This window comes from Streptomyces sp. NPDC059895, assembly GCF_042731035.1.
In the GTDB taxonomy this organism is placed as follows: domain Bacteria; phylum Actinomycetota; class Actinomycetes; order Streptomycetales; family Streptomycetaceae; genus Streptomyces.
In genome coordinates this window covers 1-16,303 of sequence record NZ_JBHWKO010000021.1, presented here as the reverse complement: position 1 = coordinate 16,303, position 16,303 = coordinate 1, and the positions used below count along the sequence as shown (strand labels likewise).

The window sequence follows — 16,303 nt, the reverse complement described above, 5'->3', positions numbered from 1 at the left end:
ACGAAGGGCGCCCCCGAGGCCGTACGGTCCCGGAGGCGCCCTTCGCCGCGTTCCACGCCCCCCTGCACCCCCCGGACGCCCTCGCGCCCACACGCTCAGATCGTCACGAACGCCGCCGACAGCAACGCCACCCCCGACCCCGCCAGCACCCACCCCGCACGCGTCCGCCCCAGCCCGCCCGCCACCACCACCGACGCCAGCAGCAGCGCACCCCCCATCGGCACCCACGCGTACAGCACCCCCGCCGGACCCGACCGCACCACCTGGTCACTGTCCGGCTTGATCACCACCGTGTACGTCCGGCCCTTCCGCACGGCCACCGACTTCTCGATCACCACCCGCGCCCGCGCCGTCGACCCCGCCGACAACGGCGTGTACGGCCCCGAACACGACTCCTCACCGCACCGGGCCACCACGATCGTGCCCTGCTCCCGCCCCTTCGTCAGCATCACGTGCTGCGCCGTCCCCCACGACCCCCACACCCCCGCTACCAGGATGAGCACGGCGACCGCGCCCATCGCCGCCAGCCGGCCGAACCGCAGCGCGACGAGCGAAGCCGGACGGGAGACCGGACGGGACGCCGCACGGGCGGACCCCCGGCCCTTACGGGACGACCCCCGGCCCTTACGGGACGGCGCCCGGCCCTTGGGTGACGACCCCCGGTGCGACCGCGCCCCACGGGACGATGCGGCTGTGACAGGCATGGCGAGGATCATTGGCCATGCCTGAACGACCCGTCAACCTCCGCCGTGCGAACCGCCTCAGGAGTTGTACGTGCCCTGCGCCCGCTCCAACCCCTCGATCACCAGACACTCCACCGCGTCCGCCGCCCGGTCCACGAAGTAGTCCAGCTCCTTGCGCTCCGCCGACGCGAAGTCCTTCAGCACGAAATCCGCCACCTGCATCCGCCCCGGCGGCCGCCCGATCCCGAACCGCACCCGGTGGTAGTCCGCACCGAACGCCTTCGTCATCGACTTCAGCCCGTTGTGCCCGTTGTCCCCGCCCCCCAGCTTCAGCCGCAGCGTCCCGTAGTCGATGTCCAACTCGTCATGGACCGCCACCACGTGCGCCACCGGCACCTTGTAGAAGTCCCGCAGCGCGTTCACCGGACCACCGGAGAGATTCATGTACGACATCGGCTTCGCCAGGATCACCCGCCGGTTCGCCGGCCCCGGCGGACCGATCCGCCCCTCGACGACCTGCGCCTGCGCCTTGCTCGCCCGCTTGAACCTCCCCCCGACCCGCTCGGCCAGCAGATCGGCCACCATGAACCCCACGTTGTGCCGGTTCATCGCGTACTCCGGCCCCGGATTGCCCAGCCCCACGATCAGCCAGGGGGCGTTGGGGTCGCTCGTCACGTCCATGTCTCCTTGATACGCGCCAGCCGCTGCCCCCGTACACGACGCACGGGAACAGCGGCTGACGAAACGACGACGAAGGCGAGGATCAGGCCTCGGCGACCTCTGCGCCCTCGGTCTCCTCGCCCTCCGCGGCCTCCTCGGCCTGCGCGGCCAGGACCTGGAGAACGACCGCGTCCTCGTCGACCGCCAGCGTCACGCCGTTCGGCAGCGTGATGTCCTTGGCGTGGATCGACGCACCGGCCGCCAGCCCTTCCACGGACACGGTGACCGCCTCCGGGATGTGCGTGGCCTCGGCCTCGACCGGCAGCGCGTTCAGGACGTGCTCCAGCAGGTTGCCACCCGCCGCCAGCTCACCCTCGGTCTGGACCGGGATCTCGACCGTGACCTTCTCGCCCCGCTTGACCAGCTGCAGGTCGACGTGCTCGAGGAAACCCTTCAGCGGGTCGCGCTGCACGGACTTCGGGATCGCCAGCTCGTTGGACTTGCCGTCGATGTCCAGGGAGATCAGGACGTTCGGCGTACGCAGCGCCAGCAGCAGGTCGTGGCCCGGCAGGGTCAGGTGCAGCGGGTCGGAGCCGTGACCGTACAGAACACCGGGGACCTTGTTGTCGCGGCGGATACGACGCGCGGCACCCTTGCCGAACTCGGTGCGCGTCTCGGCGGCGAGCTTCACCTCGGACATATGGATCACTCCTCGTAGAAATCAGGAACGGACGGGGTCACCCGGCCACGAACGGCCTGCTACGAAGAGCGCGTCGATAACGGACCGCCGTACCGATCGTCCGAAGACGCGCGTACGGCCTCCCTCGCCGAGCAACTGGAGCAGTCTACTCGGCGCGGGAGGCCGCAGAGAAATCGATCAATCGATCAACCGGTCAGGGGGAACCGCCAGCAGAATCGATCATGCGCAGTGTCGGGCACCTCACTGCTCGTCGAACAGGCTCGTCACCGAACCGTCCTCGAACACCTCACGCACCGCACTCGCGATCGTCGGCGCGATCGACAGCACCGTGATCTTGTCCAGCTCCAGCTCACCCGGCGTCGGCAGCGTGTTCGTGAACACGAACTCGCTCACCTTCGAGTTCTTCAGACGATCGGCCGCCGGACCCGACAGCACACCGTGCGTCGCCGTCACGATCACGTCCTCCGCGCCGTGCGCGAACAACGCGTCCGCGGCCGCACAGATCGTGCCACCCGTGTCGATCATGTCGTCCACCAGGACACACACACGACCCTCGACCTCGCCCACGACCTCGTGGACCGTCACCTGGTTCGCCACGTCCTTGTCGCGCCGCTTGTGCACGATGGCGAGCGGCGCGCCCAGACGGTCGCACCAGCGGTCCGCCACCCGCACCCGGCCGGCGTCCGGCGAGACCACCGTCAGCTTCGTCTTGTCCACCTTGCCGCCCACGTAGTCCGCCAGCAGCGGCAGCGCGAACAGGTGATCCACCGGACCGTCGAAGAAGCCCTGGATCTGGTCCGTGTGCAGATCGACGGTGAGGATCCGGTCCGCACCCGCCGTCTTCATCATGTCCGCGATCAGACGCGCCGAGATCGGCTCACGGCCACGGTGCTTCTTGTCCTGCCGCGCATAACCGTAGAACGGCACGATCACCGTGATCGAACGCGCCGACGCACGCTTCAGGGCGTCGATCATGATCAACTGTTCCATGATCCACTTATTGATCGGAGCCGTGTGGCTCTGGATCAGAAAACAGTCCGCACCACGAGCCGACTCCTGGTAACGAACGTAGATCTCACCATTGGCGAAGTCGAAGGCCTTCGTCGGGACGACCCCGACACCCAGCTGGTGGGCGACCTCCTCGGCAAGCTCGGGGTGGGCGCGGCCGGAGAAGAACATCAACTTCTTCTCGCCGGTCGTCTTGATCCCGGTCACAGCACTGTCTCCTCAGAGGTTTCTCAGCCGGCTGTCGAGAGACCTCGCCACTGGGCGCGACGCGGCCGTCTCAGCTGGTGGGGGTGCGGGTTGCACCTATCACGGTACGCCGAGATCGGCGTGACCGTTCCCCTCAGCCCTCGCCACCACCCTGCCCCGACACCGCCTCGGCCGCCTTCGCCGCCGCGCTGCCCGGACGCTTACGAGCCACCCAACCCTCGATATTCCGCTGCTGACCACGGGCCACGGCCAGCGAACCGGGCGGCACATCCTTGGTGATCACCGACCCCGCGGCGGTGTACGCGCCGTCCCCGATCGTGACAGGAGCCACAAACATGTTGTCCGAACCCGTACGGCAGTGCGACCCCACCGTCGTGTGGTGCTTGTCCTGCCCGTCATAGTTCACGAACACACTCGCCGCACCGATGTTCGTGTACTCACCGATCGTCGCGTCACCGACGTAGGAAAGGTGCGGAACCTTCGTCCCCTCCCCGATCGACGCGTTCTTCGTCTCGACGTACGTCCCCACCTTCGCCTTCAACCCCAGACGCGTCCCCGGACGCAGATAGGCATACGGACCCACCGTCGCCTGCGGCCCCACGCGCGCACCATCGGCCACGGTGTTGTCCACCCGCGCCCCGGCCCCCACCGTCGTGTCCTTCAACCGGCTGTTCGGACCCACCTCGGCACCCTCACCGACATGCGTCGACCCCAGCAACTGCGTCCCCGGATGCACCACCGCGTCCTGCTCGAACGACACCGTCACATCGACCCACGTCGTCCCCGGATCCACCACCGTCACACCCGCGAGCATCGCCGCCGTCAGCAGACGGTCGTTGAGAATCCGCCGCGCCTCCGCCAACTGCACCCGATTGTTGATCCCCGCGATCTCACGGTGATCACCCGCCACGGAGGCCCCCACCCGGTGACCGGCCTCGCGCAGGATCGACAGCACGTCCGTCAGGTACTCCTCACCCTGACTGTTGTCCGTACGCACCTGCTTCAACGCCTCCGCCAGCAACCGACCGTCGAAGGCGAACACACCCGAGTTGATCTCACGGATCACCCGCTGCGCCGCGGTCGCGTCCTTGTGCTCCACGATCCCCGTCACCGCACCGGACACCTCGTCCCGCACGATCCGGCCGTACCCCGTCGCATCCGGCACCTCCGCCGTCAGCACCGTCACGGCATTGCCGTCCGCCTCGTGCGTCGCCGCCAGCTCCGCCAGCGTCGCGCCCGTCAGCAGGGGAGTGTCACCGCAGACGACCACGACCGTCCCCTCGACCTCCCCGCCGAGCTGCTCCAGGCCCATCCGGACGGCGTGCCCGGTGCCGTGCTGCTCCGCCTGGATCGCGGTCCGCACCTCGGGGTCGATCCCGGTGAGGTGCTCGGTGACCTGCTCCCGCGCGTGCCCGACCACGACGACCAGGTTCTCCGGTTTCAACTCGCGGGCGGCCGCCAGCACATGACCCACGAGGCTGCGGCCACAGATCTCGTGCAGGACCTTCGGTGTGGCCGACTTCATGCGGGTGCCCTCACCCGCTGCGAGAACGACGACGGCTGCCGGGCGAATGGCGCTCACGGAGTTGCCCTTCGGCTGTGTAGGGGTGGAGACATCCGAAGGATACCGGGGCGTTTCTTGGGGGACATGTGAGCGGGCCCTGACGTTGCTGTCAGGGCCCGCCTGCCGGTCTGGCTCCCCTGCCAGGACTCGAACCTGGAACAAATCATCCAAAGTGACCCGTGTTGCCAATTACACCACAGGGGAGTGCATAGTGATCCAAACGGACATCTTGCTGGTCCGTTGAGGTCGCGGCACCTACTATGCCGCACCACCAGCCTTCGATGCGACGGTACAGATCGGCCCCTTGTCGCACTCTGATGCCAATGCGGCCCCGATAGGCCTCTCCCGTGTTCTTGCGCACGGTTGTCGGCTTGTGCTTCTCGAGGACTGTCCTGCCTGGGGTGGGAGTGTCGACGCCGACGAGGTCGGCCCGGTAGCGCTCCGCCGCTGCGACGTCCGCGGACTCGTGGAGATCTGCCGGAGGCTGTGGCCGGCCCGTCGCAGGGCGACCGCCCGGTTCCGTAACGCCTCGAAGTCCGCGTACTTGCCTGTGGAATGTGCCATAGGGATATCGCCCGGGCGGAATAAGGGGTTCCGGGGTCGAACGGTCGTGGTTCGGCAGTTCGAGGGATACCGGTGGGTTTCGGGGTTGTTCGGTTGTGGGGCGTGGTGTGGGGCGGTCGTGGAAAGTCGCCGGAAAAGCCGGGGCCGGCGCCCGTAGGCTGGAGGCATGACCTCGACGGGGGAAGAGCGCACGACGGCTCGGGGAGGGCCGTGGTGGTGGGCCAGGCGGCGCAGTGCGGTGTTCGACTGCGGTCTGGCGGTGGTGTCGGCCGCGGAGTGTGCGGTGGAGGGGATTCCGTTCGCGCGGGACGCGGGGATCCCGATGGCGGCGGGGGTGGTCTTCGGGCTGCTCGCGGGGGCCGTGTTGCTGGTGCGCAGGCACTGGCCCATCGCGGTGGTGCTGGTCTCGATCGCGATCACCCCTGCCCAGATGGGCTTCCTGATGGGGATCGTGGGGCTGTACACGCTGGCGGCGTCGGAGCTGCCGCGGCGGATCATCGGGTCGCTGGCGGGGATGCAGCTGGTAGGGACGTTGATCGTGACGTTCGTGCGGGTGCGGCAGGACATGGTGCGGGGGGATCTTGATCTGGGGGACTGGTTCGTCCCGTTCGCCTCGATCACGACGTCGCTGGGGCTGACGGCGCCGCCGGTGCTGCTGGGGCTGTACGTGGGGGCGCGGCGGCGGCTGATGGAGAGTCTGCGGGAGCGGGCGGACAGTCTGGAGCGGGAGTTGCAGCTGCTGGCCGAGCGGGCGGAGGAGCGGGCCGAGTGGGCGCGGAGTGAGGAGCGGACGCGGATCGCCCGGGAGATGCATGACGTGGTGGCGCATCGGGTGAGCCTGATGGTGGTGCATGCGGCGGCGTTGCAGGCGGTGGCGCGCAAGGATCCGGAGAAGGCGGTGCGCAATGCCGTGTTGGTGGGGGACATGGGGCGGCAGGCGTTGACGGAGTTGCGGGAGATGCTGGGGGTGTTGCGCAGCGGTGAGGGGGTGCGGCGGGCCGCGGCGCCGGTGGCGGTGGTGGCGGCGCCGGTGGTGTCGCGGGGTGGGGAGGAGGGTGAGGGGCCGTGTCTGTCGGAGTTGGAGGAGCTGGTGGGGCAGTCGGCGGCTGCGGGGATGGTGGTGGAGCTGTCGGTGGAGGGGGAGGTGCGGGCGTACGCGCCGGAGGTGGAGCAGACGGCGTTCCGGGTGGTGCAGGAGGCGTTGACGAATGTGCACAAGCATGCGGCGGGGGCGAAGACGCATGTGAGGTTGGCGCATCGGGTGGCGGAGATCGCGATGCAGGTGGAGAACGAGCCGCCGTCGGAGGTGGGGTCGGCGTCGTCGGCGGGGTTGCCGTCGGGGGGGAACGGGCTGGTGGGGATGAGGGAGCGGGTGGTGGGGCTGGGTGGGGTGTTTGTGTCGGGGCCGACGGAGGCGGGGGGTTTTCGGGTGTCGGCGGTGATTCCGGCGGCGTAGGCGGGCTACGGCGGTGGGGCCGGGGGGTGGGGCCGGGGGGTGGGGGCCGGGGGTGGCGTGGTCAGCCGGCGGTGAGGCGGACGGGGGCGATGCCGGAGACGAGGGTGCCGAGGGCTTGGTCGATGTCGGGGCCGAGGTACCAGTCGCCGGTGTGGTCGAGGGCGTAGACGCGGCCTTCGGCGTCGATGGCGAGGAGTGCCTGGCTCTCGGTCTCGGTGCCGAGGGGGCTGACGTCGGTGTGGAGGGCGCGGCCGAGGTCGCCGAGGGTGCGGGCGAGGTGGAGGCCGTGGAGGGGGTCGAGGTCGAGGTTGACGGGGGCGATCTGGCGGCCGGGGCCGGTGGGGGTGATGTGGAGGCCGCCGAATTCGGCCCAGGCTTCGACGGCGGCGGGGAAGACGGCGTGGCGGTGGCCTGCGGGGGAGGTGTGGTCGCGGAGGGTGTCGGCCCAGATCTCGGCTTGTTTGATGTCCCAGCGCCCGGGCTGCCAGCCGGCGGCGCGGAGGGCGGCGTCGACGGGTACGGGGAAGCGGGTGGTGGAGGTGCGGTCGGGGTGCATCTGCCTGTCGTGGGTCGAGGTCGGGGTCGAGGTCGGGGTCGAGGTCCGGGGCGTGGTGGGGGCCGCCCGTGATGTGGGTGTGGGGTGGGGGTGGGGGTGGGGGTGGCTGTGTGTGTGGGGGGTGGGGCGGGGGTCAGGCGTCGGTCGGGGTGGGGTCGACGATGCGGACGCCGAAGTGGGCGCTGAGGGCGGTGCAGGCGCGGCAGGGGGTGGCGAAGCTGCCGTGGAGGGGGTCGCCGTCCTCGCGGATGCGTCGGGCGGTGAGTTTGGCGTGTTTGAGCGCTTTGCGGGCTTCGCCGTTGGTCATGGGTCTGCGGGCCGCGCGTCTGCTGCGGGCGGAGTCGGCGGTGGTGAGGTGGCGGGAGATGAGGAGTGCCTCGGCGCAGCGGCCGGTGAAGCGGTCGCGTTGGTTGCTGGTGAGGGTGTCCAGGAAGTCCTGGACGAGGGGGTGGAGCGCGGGGGGCCGGTCGCCTCGGGCGGCGGTGCCGGTGAGGGTGGCGCCGCGGACGGAGAGGGCGGCGGCGATGGTGGGGAGTATGCCGTCGCGGCGGTGGCGGAGGGTGGGGGCGTGGGGAGTCTCGTCGTGGCTCCAGCCGATGCGGGGGTCGCCGGAGTGGCTCGTGTGCGGTCCCGTTTGCGTGGCGTTCATGATCGTCTTTCCCCTCCCGAGCATCCCCCCGGAGGACACAGGGTGCCAAATGGCGTGGCGGGTGTGGAAGCTGGGGCGGTGCGACACGCCCGTGCGGGGGCGGGCTGTCACGGCGGGGTGACGGCTGGTCACGGAAGTGGAGGGCCGGTGACCGGTGTCGTCGTACCGCATAGGCTGTCGGCACCGCCCGGCGCGCGGTTGACGCGCGGGGAGACCGTTGGAGACAGCCGCATACGGGATGTGGTGGCCGGTACCGGAAGCGGGACCGGTCGCTGTGGTCCGTACCGAGTGCCGCAGGGGGCAACCGCCATGACGACAGGTCGGCTCGGGCTGGGGGCACCGCCCAGCCGCCAGGCCGGGGGACACGCCGTGCCGCCGAACGCGGCTTATGCCGGGCAGGTCGTGCATTTCCCGGATCCGGTGCGGGCCTCGCGTCACCCGAGGGGGGTACGGGTCGATGAGCGGGGTTACCCCGACTTCTCCCCTTATGCGCGGGCGGCGGCGGAGATCGCGGAGCCTCCGGAGGGGTTCGGGGTCGACGAGTTGCGGCTGACGGACTACGTGTCGGCGAACGCGGCGCTGGCGGCGTCGGGGCACGAGTTGTGGGACACGGTGGCGAGTGTGGCGACGCCGCACGGCTGGACGTGGCATCACGTGGTGGGTTCGCGGCGGCTGGAGCTGGTGCCGGTCGAGGTGAAGGCGTTGTTGCGGCATCACGGTGGTGTCGCGACGGCTGTGGTGGATCAGGGGAAGCGGGGGACGCGTCCGTTGCAGGAGACGCGTCCGGCGCATTTCGGTTTGCCGAAGTCGGGTGTGGCGGTGACGGAGTCGCAGGTGCAGGGGGTCGAGGAGGATCTCGGGTACCGGCTGCCGGGTGCGTACCGGTCGTTCCTGAAGGCGGCGGGTGGGTGTGCGCCGGTGGGGGTGGCGCTGGACGCGGAGTTGGGGCTGCTGGTGGACCAGCCGTTCTTCACGGTGCGGGACGAGGCGGCGGTCAATGACCTGGTGTACGTGAACAAGTGTCTGCGGGACCATCTGACGAAGGACTATCTGGGTGTCGGGTTCGTGCAGGGCGGTCTGCTGGCCGTGAAGGTGAAGGGCGAGCGGGTCGGTTCGGTGTGGTTCTGCGCGTACGACGACGCGCGGGACGTGGATCCGGCGTGGTCGCCGGCGGAGCGGGTGGAGCGGTTGTTGCTGCCGTGCGGTGAGGATTTCGACGTGTTCCTGTCGCGTCTGGCGGGTCGGCCTCCGGAGTTGGAGACGGTGGCGAACCTGATGGTGGACGGTGGGTTCGCGCGGGTCGCGCCGGTGTCGTCCGTGGGCGCGGGGGAGTGATTCGGCGATGGTGACGTTCGCGCAGGCGCAGGAGCGCGGGGAAGAGTGGGTCAACGGGGACGTTCCGGCGTACCAGCATCGTGAGGTGCGGGTGCGGGAGTTCGGGCTCGGCTTCGTGGTGTGGGCCGAGGACCGTGCGGACGGCCCGCGGTCGGACGGGGGCGGGCAGCGGTTGGTGCTCGCCCGGGACAGCGGGGAGGCCTCGCTGTGGCCGTCGCTGCCGGTGGGTGAGGTGATCCGGCGGTACGAGGAGGAGTACGGGCGTCCGGAGGGCGAGGTCGCCGATGCGGCGCCGGCGCCGGCGGCTCGGGTGGATCTGAATCAGACGTCGTTCCTGTTGTCACCGCCGGAGTGGTTGCAGGAGGCGGCGGACAGGCTGGGGATCGGGGAGCGGGGGGCTGCGGAGGGGCGGCCGGCGGAGGGTGCGGGGGTGTCTGGTGGGGCCGCCTATGGGGCTGGTGGGTCTGATGGGCCTGGTGCGGCCGGTGGGTTCGGTGGGGCCGGTGGGCCTGGTGGGGCCGGTGGGTCCGGTGGGGCCGGTGGGGCCGATGGGTCCGGTGGGCCTGGTGGGGCCGATGGGGCCGGTGGGGTCGGTGGGTCTGTGACGCCTGATCCGGCGCTGCCCCGGACGCAGGCCGGGGTGCCTGTGGACGCGGGGGCTGGTGCCGGTGTCGGTGCCGGTGCCGGGGGTGGGGCCGGTACCGGTGCCGGGGCGGGCTCGGGTGCCGGTGTCGGGGCGGGCTCGGGTGCCGGTTCGGGTGCCGGTGCCGGTGCGTCCGTGCCTTCTGTTCCGGAGGCGCCCGCCGTGCCTGTCGGGGCCACGCCCTGGACGGGTACGGACACCAACGCCGATGCGGGGGAGGACCGTTCCGTTCCCCTTCCCGCGACGGTTTTCGCGCCGTCGTTGAGCGGTTCCGACGACGAGGTGCCGCCGCCCTCGTCCCAGCCCGAGGCCAAGACGGCTCTGATCTCGGGCGGCAGCCGGCTTCCGCAGACGGCGGTCGCACCGGCGCTGGGTGACCCGAACGCGTCGGGTGGTGCGCAGGGGGCGCCGGGTGCGCCGTATGCGCCTGGCGCGGGTACGCCGAGTGGTGGTGTGCCGGGTGGCACTCCGCCGCCTCCCCCGCCTCCGTCCGGTGCGCGGTCGTACGGCTATCCGCAGGGGCCCGGTGCTCCGGGGGTTCCCCCCGGAACTCCGCCTCAGGGGGTTCCCGGAACTCCGCCTCCGGGTGGTCCTCAGGGCACGCCGCCGCCGGGTGCGCAGTCGTACGGCTACCCGCAGGCCCCGGGTGCGCCGCAGGTCCCCGGCGCTCCGGGTACACCGGGTGCCGCGGCCGCTCCGGCGCGGCCGCTCGCGCCGCACGCCGGTGACATCGCCGACGCCGCGACCAGCAAGGCGGCACCTCCGCGCCGTGGGCGTGGTGGTGGGGCGACCCCGCCGCCCCCGCCGGGAGCGCCGGGGATGCCGGGTGTACGGCCGGGAGTCACGCCGCCCCCGCCTCCTGCTCCGCCCTCTCCCGGCCCCGGTGCGCCCGGTGCGCCTGGTGCCCCGGGTGCTCCTGCGGGTGGTTATGTGCCGACGCGGCTCGTGTCGGCGCTCGGCCCCGACGGGCCGGGGGGGCCGGGTGCACCGGGTGCACCGGGTGCACCGGGTGCACCGGGCGGGCCCAATCCGCCCAATCCGCCCGGTCTGCCCAATCCGCCCGGTTCGCCCGGGCAGTCCGGCCCGTCGGCCCCGCCGACTCCGCCGAACGCCCCCGGCGGCACGCCGCCGGGCGGTGTCCACCATGCCGCGACGATGCTGGCCGACCCCGGTCGGATGGGTCCGGGCGCGGGCACGCAGTCCCCGGGTGCCCCGGGTGCCCTGGGAGCCCCGGGCGGTCCCAACGTGCCTGGCGCCCAGAGTGCTCCGGGCGCCCCCGGTATGCCTGGTGGTGCCCCGGGCGGGCATGGCTCCGCGGGGGGCGCGCGGGGTGCCGTTCACCATGCGGAGACGATGCTGGCCGCGCCCCCGCCGGGCGGCCCCGGCGTGCCCCCTCCGCCTGCTCCGCACGCCCCCGGCGTTCCCGGTGTGCCGGGTGCCCCGGGGATGCCTCCGGGCGCCCCGCAGCCGATGCCTCCGGGTGCCGTGCCGCCGCCGGGGGCCGTGCCTCCGCCCGGCGCGATGCCTCCGCCGGGTGTGCCGGTGCCGGGGCAGCCGCCGGCGTACGGGTATCCGCAGCAGGGGCAGCCGACGGTCGGCCCCGGTTACCAGGCCGTGCTGCGCTACCGCGCGCAGGACGGTTCGGAGCAGCAGCTGATCCGGCGTTCGGCGCCGGGGACGCCGCATCCGGAGTGGCAGATCTTCCACGAGCTGCGGGCGATGAACGTGCCGCCGGACCAGGTGCTGGAGCTGCACACCGAGCTGGAGTCGTGCGAGCTGCCGGGGGCGTACTGCGCGCGGATGATCCGGGAGCAGTGGCCGCAGGCGCGCATCACGAGCATCGCCCCCTACGGGACGGATCACGCGAGCCGGCAGCAGGGGATGCGGCAGTTGCTGGCCCATCAGGGCGAGTTGCACCAGGTGGCCGACGGTCCCGCGCGCCCCGCGCCGGTGCGGGCGCCGTTGCCGCCGGTGCAGCCGGCGCCGCCGCTTCCGCCGGAGGCGGTGGCGCAGGAGCTGGGGGCGGCGTTCGGGCCCGGGGTGTTCCGGTTCGAGCAGGCGGCGGTGTCCCGGCAGGGTGTGCCGCCGGTCGTGGCGCACACGCTGGTGGTGGCGGGGCTGCCGATGGACATGGGTCCCTTCTTCTGGGCGCAGGCCCAGCCGGGGCGGCCGGTGCCGACGCTGGCGGAGCTGGCGGCGGAGCGGGGTGTGCAGCCGGCGTCGGACGCGGGCTCGTACCTCGTCATGGGCAGTGACTTCGGCAAGGCGATCTGTGTGCAGTACGGGACGGCGAACATCGTCGCCGTGCCGGTGGAGGCGGGGCCGGGCGGGGCGCCGGTGCCGCCGCAGTTCGTGAACACGGGGCTGCCGGAGTTCGCGCGCTGCCTCGCGCTGCTGGGGCGGATGTGGCGGCTGCGGTTCGGTCTGAACCAGGAGCAGGCGGGCCGTTGGACCGTCGACTTCCAGGCCCAGTTGGCCGCGCTGGATCCGGCGGCGCTCGGTTCGCCGGAGAGCTGGTGGTCGGTGCTGCTGGAGCAGATGTGGGACGGGCTGCTGTGAGGCGTACGCCCCGCTGACGTGTGCGGGAGGAGGGCCGGGCCCGGTCGTGTGACCGGGCCCGGCCCTTTTCGTGTCCGGTGCCGCCCGTAGCCCGCGCCCGGAGTGTCGCGTTATGAACAGTTAAGTCCGATACATCAAGATATGCGGGAAATCATCATTTCGCGTCTTTTTGGTGGAGAGGGGCTACAGGATGAGCAGCGCCAAAGTGTCAACGCCCGGGTTCGTGACTGTTCTCGGGCGCGGCTACCGGCCCAAAGAGGTCGAGGCGTACACCGCCGCGCTCTCCGCCGAACGCGATGCCGCCTGGGAGCGGGTCGCCCGGCTCACCGTCCTCGTCAAGGAGATGACGGTGGAGGCCGAGCGGTTGCGCGAGACCGTGCCGCAGCTCGCGCCGCAGACGTACGACAGCCTCGGGGAGCGCGCACGGCGACTGTTCCAGATCGTGCAGGAGGAGGCGTCGGCCGTGCGGGAGAACGCCCGGCGCGAAGCCGCCGAGCAGGTCGCGCAGGCCGAGTCGCACGCCGCTGCCGTGCGCAGGGCGGCGCGGGAGCAGGCGGAGGAGCTCCGCGAGGAGGCCAAGGAGCAGGCCCGTCTGCGGCTGATCGCGGCACGCGCCGAGGCGCACGGCATCCGGGTCTCCGCCCGGAAGAAGGTGAAGGAGTTCCGCGGCGAGGCGCTCAACGGGCTGCGCGACGTGCGGCAGCGCACCGCCGGTCTGCTCGTCGAACCGAAGAGGGTGCACGCCGAGCGGCTGGAGGTGGCGGAGCGCGAGGAGGCCGAACGGGCCGCCGCCTTCGAAGCGCAGCACGCCCGGTCGGTGGCCCGTGCCGAGGAGGCCCTGGCCGAGGCGGAGCGCGAGTTCGCCGAGGCGGAGGAGGCGTCCCGGCGGCGTCAGGAGGAGGCACGCGCGCGTGCCGCCGAGATCCTCGCCGAGGCGCGTGTGCGCAAGGACCGCATCGCGCGCGAGACGGAACGGGTGCTGCGCGAGCACGGCGAGCGGTGGGACCACGTACAGGCGCACATGGACTCCGTGCGCAACAACCTGAGCGCGCTCACGGGGCGCGTGGTCGAGTAGCCGGGCCGTTCCCTTCCGGCTCTCGGCGTCTCGGCGTCTCGGCCTCTCGGCCCTCGTCACCGGGCTCCCGGCTCCCGGCCGACGGACTTCCGGCTCCCGGCCGACGGGCTCCCGGCTCCCGGCCGAAAGGCTCCTGTGCGGTCGGCCGACGGGCTCCCGGGCGGCCGGCTTCCCCGCCTCCGGTCTCCTCGGCTCCCGCCCTGTCGGCTCGTCCTCCTCAGCCCTCCCTCCGTACCGCCCCCGCCAGGATCCCTCCCTCCACCGCCTCGTACTGGCGCCGCTGCTCCTCCGCCTTGCGGCGGCCCGACGCGACCGTCCCCAGCCAGCCGAGGGCGAAGCCGAGGGGGATGGTGACGAGGCCGGTGGTGGTGAACGGGAACCAGTTGAAGTCGGCGTCCGGTAAGGCGGCGGCCGGGGAGCCGGAGACCGGGTTGGGGCCGGGCATGATCAGCAGGACCGACAGGGTGCCCCCGATGAGGGTGCTCGGCAGGCCCGTCCGGGTGTAGTGGCGCCAGAAGAGGCTGTAGACCAGGGCGGGGGCCAGGGCCGAGGCGCCGAGGCGGAGCGGCGTGCGGCGGGCGGGTGGCCGGCGGGCGGTGGTGGCTGCCAGGGGTACGTCAAGTGGGGCGGCGTGGACGCGTCGTGCGTCATCCCGCGTCTCCTTGCGTGGCTCGGGGCCGAGGCGGCGGACCGCAGGGAGGCGGGGTGGGAGGGACGCACGTTACCCACTTACGGACGGTAACCCTTGACGTGACTCGGGGTCGGGGGCCGGCCACCGCGGGCTCGGAGTGCCCGGGCGTTCTCAGTCGCCCTGCTGCGTGAGCACCGGGAAGCGGCGCGGTGCCACCAGCAGCAGGACGACGAAGGCGAGGGCGGCGGCGCAGGAGGCGCCCAGGTAGACGGCGTGCACGGCGTCCGCGACGGCGCGCCGGGTGGCTTCCTGCGCCGGCCCGGAGTCCAGGGCGCCCGTGACGGAGTCCAGGTCGCCCGCGCCGCCCAGACGGGCCGCCAGGACACCGTTGGCGACGGCGCCGAAGACGGCCGCGCCGACCGTCTGGCCCGTCTGGCGGCAGAACAGCACCGACGCCGTCGTGGTGCCCCGCTCCGACCAGCCGACCGTCGACTGCACACCGACGATCAACGGCAGCTGGAACAGGCCCAGTGCGGCGCCCAGCAGCAGCATCAGCACCGTCGGCTGCCAGGCCTCGCCGGGATACGGCAGGAGAGGGAACGCCAGCAGCACCAGCGCGGCCGCGCCGATGCCGAGCAGGGCGGTGTCACGGAAGCCGATGCGCCGGTACACGTGCTGGCTCAGCGCGGCCGACACCGGCCAGCTCAGCGTCCACACCGACAGCACGAACCCGGCGGACACCGGATCCAGCTCCAGCACCGACTGGGCGTACGTCGGCAGGAACACCGTGGGCGCCACCATCAGCAGACCCAGCGCGCCCAGCGCGAGGTTGACCGCCGCGATCGTACGGCGGCGCCAGACCCAGCCGGGGATGATCGGCTGCGCGGCACGGCGTTCGACGACCACGACGAGCCCGGCCAGGGCGAGGCCCGCGGCGAACAGGGCGAGCGACGGCGCCGACAGCCACGGCCAGGCCACCCCGCCCTGCACCAGCGCGGTCAGCAGCACGCCCCCGCACGCGAACACCGTCAGCGCGCCCGCCCAGTCGACGTCGGCACGCGCGCGGGGCGTCCCTTCCGGACCGGCGCCGGCACGCGCGCGTGCCGGGGACTCCCGCCGCGGCTCGTGCAGGTGACGCACGATCAGCCACAACGCCACCGCGCCGACGGGCAGGTTGACCAGGAAGATCCACCGCCAGTCGGCGTACGCCGCCAGCAGACCGCCCACGCCCGGCCCCGCGACCGCGGACACCGCCCACACCGTCGACAGCTTGGACTGGATCTTCGGGCGCTCCTCCAGCGGGTACAGGTCGGCGGCGAGCGTCTGCACGGTGCCCTGGAGGGCGCCGCCGCCCAGGCCCTGCACGACACGGAACGCGATCAGCGCGCCCATGTTCCAGGCGAGCGCGCACAGCAGCGAGCCCAGGAGGAACAGGGCGGCGCCGGCCACCAGTACCGGCTTGCGGCCGAAGGTGTCGGAGAGCTTGCCGTAGACGGGCAGTGTGACCGTGACGGCGAGCAGATAGCCGGAGAACAGCCAGGAGAAGACGGAGAACCCGCCGAGGTCGCCGACGATCTGCGGTACCGCCGTGGAGACGATGGTCGAGTCGAGGGCGGCGAGCGCCATGGAGAGCATCAGCGCGGCGACGACCGCTCCCCGTCTCCCGGTGGCCGTGCGCTGGGCCGCGTGCCGTGTCGCGGGTCTCGTGTCCCCCACCGGAAATGCCCTCCCCTGTGTGTCCCGTCCGGACCCGGCCGTGGCGTGGGGCCCGGTGGAACGTCCCGTGTCCCTTGCAACCATCCGTCCGCCACAGCTTCCCACTTGACCCTGACGCGGCGGGAGGGTGGAGCCTCGGGTGGGCCCCAAGGGGGAGCCGACCCGGAGGGGGAGTCCGCCCGGGGGTGGACTCCCCCTAGGGGCAATGCCGCTCGGTTAGCCGTCTGGAGTGGTTGGCAAGGGGTTGATCGCGATCCGGACGGTGGTCTTGTGCGTTCGGTGGTCGACGGCGCGGCC

12 protein-coding genes, 1 tRNA gene and 2 pseudogenes are annotated in these 16,303 nt (G+C 72.2%); 4 read left to right on the top strand and 11 right to left on the bottom strand.

Features of this window, described 5'->3' with window-relative positions; all coding sequences use genetic code 11:
• Positions 1–95: 95 nt before the first annotated feature.
• The 7 genes and pseudogenes from ACFV9M_RS23390 to ACFV9M_RS23360 all read right to left on the bottom strand — a co-directional run.
• Complete coding sequence (locus ACFV9M_RS23390) at positions 96–704, bottom strand: hypothetical protein (RefSeq protein ID WP_385067540.1); 609 nt, start codon at positions 702–704, stop codon at positions 96–98.
• Between the two features lie 57 nt (positions 705–761).
• A complete protein-coding gene (gene pth, locus ACFV9M_RS23385; RefSeq protein WP_385067537.1) occupies positions 762–1,364 on the bottom strand; it encodes an aminoacyl-tRNA hydrolase in 603 nt (200 codons plus the stop codon).
• An 82-nt stretch (positions 1,365–1,446) separates the two neighbouring features.
• Complete coding sequence (locus ACFV9M_RS23380; protein ID WP_385067534.1) at positions 1,447–2,043, bottom strand: 50S ribosomal protein L25/general stress protein Ctc; 597 nt, start codon at positions 2,041–2,043, stop codon at positions 1,447–1,449.
• 240 nt (positions 2,044–2,283) lie between these two features.
• Positions 2,284–3,258, bottom strand: a complete 975-nt coding sequence (locus tag ACFV9M_RS23375; protein WP_385067531.1) for a ribose-phosphate diphosphokinase — start codon at positions 3,256–3,258, stop codon at positions 2,284–2,286.
• A 133-nt stretch (positions 3,259–3,391) separates the two neighbouring features.
• Positions 3,392–4,840 carry a bifunctional UDP-N-acetylglucosamine diphosphorylase/glucosamine-1-phosphate N-acetyltransferase GlmU gene (gene glmU, locus ACFV9M_RS23370; protein WP_385067528.1) on the bottom strand — a complete coding sequence of 483 codons (1,449 nt, stop codon included), beginning with the start codon at positions 4,838–4,840 and terminating at the stop codon, positions 3,392–3,394.
• Between the two features lie 111 nt (positions 4,841–4,951).
• Positions 4,952–5,026 (bottom strand) — tRNA-Gln (locus tag ACFV9M_RS23365).
• A pseudogene (locus tag ACFV9M_RS23360) lies at positions 4,986–5,294 on the bottom strand (hypothetical protein); the annotation flags it as partial. The gene ACFV9M_RS23365 and the pseudogene ACFV9M_RS23360, both read right to left, overlap by 41 nt.
• 258 nt (positions 5,295–5,552) lie before the next feature.
• Between ACFV9M_RS23360 and ACFV9M_RS23355 the strand changes: the two are divergent.
• Positions 5,553–6,842 carry a sensor histidine kinase gene (locus ACFV9M_RS23355; protein WP_385067527.1) on the top strand — a complete coding sequence of 430 codons (1,290 nt, stop codon included), beginning with the start codon at positions 5,553–5,555 and terminating at the stop codon, positions 6,840–6,842.
• A gap of 61 nt (positions 6,843–6,903) precedes the next feature.
• Here the strand turns inward: ACFV9M_RS23355 and ACFV9M_RS23350 are convergent, their stop codons facing one another.
• On the bottom strand, positions 6,904–7,398 hold the full coding sequence (locus ACFV9M_RS23350; RefSeq protein ID WP_385067523.1) for an SUKH-3 domain-containing protein: 495 nt from the start codon (positions 7,396–7,398) through the stop codon (positions 6,904–6,906).
• Positions 7,399–7,531: 133 nt separating this feature from the next.
• Complete coding sequence (locus ACFV9M_RS23345; RefSeq protein WP_385067520.1) at positions 7,532–8,047, bottom strand: YwqJ-related putative deaminase; 516 nt, start codon at positions 8,045–8,047, stop codon at positions 7,532–7,534.
• 309 nt (positions 8,048–8,356) lie between these two features.
• On the opposite strand from ACFV9M_RS23345, the gene ACFV9M_RS23340 reads away from it, so the two are divergent.
• From ACFV9M_RS23340 to ACFV9M_RS23330, 3 genes are all read left to right on the top strand, one after another.
• A complete protein-coding gene (locus ACFV9M_RS23340) occupies positions 8,357–9,382 on the top strand; it encodes an SMI1/KNR4 family protein (RefSeq protein WP_385067517.1) in 1,026 nt (341 codons plus the stop codon).
• A gap of 7 nt (positions 9,383–9,389) precedes the next feature.
• Complete coding sequence (locus ACFV9M_RS23335) at positions 9,390–12,584, top strand: SUKH-4 family immunity protein (RefSeq protein ID WP_385067514.1); 3,195 nt, start codon at positions 9,390–9,392, stop codon at positions 12,582–12,584.
• Between the two features lie 223 nt (positions 12,585–12,807).
• Entirely contained in the window at positions 12,808–13,659 is an 852-nt protein-coding gene (locus ACFV9M_RS23330; RefSeq protein WP_385079806.1) for a cellulose-binding protein, read from the top strand.
• Between the two features lie 217 nt (positions 13,660–13,876).
• On the opposite strand, the pseudogene ACFV9M_RS23325 reads toward ACFV9M_RS23330, so the two are convergent.
• Positions 13,877–14,218: pseudogene (locus ACFV9M_RS23325) on the bottom strand (cation acetate symporter); the annotation flags it as partial.
• Positions 14,219–14,461: 243 nt separating this feature from the next.
• On the bottom strand, positions 14,462–16,006 hold the full coding sequence (locus tag ACFV9M_RS23320) for an MFS transporter (protein ID WP_385079808.1): 1,545 nt from the start codon (positions 16,004–16,006) through the stop codon (positions 14,462–14,464).
• Positions 16,007–16,303 lie beyond the last annotated feature (297 nt).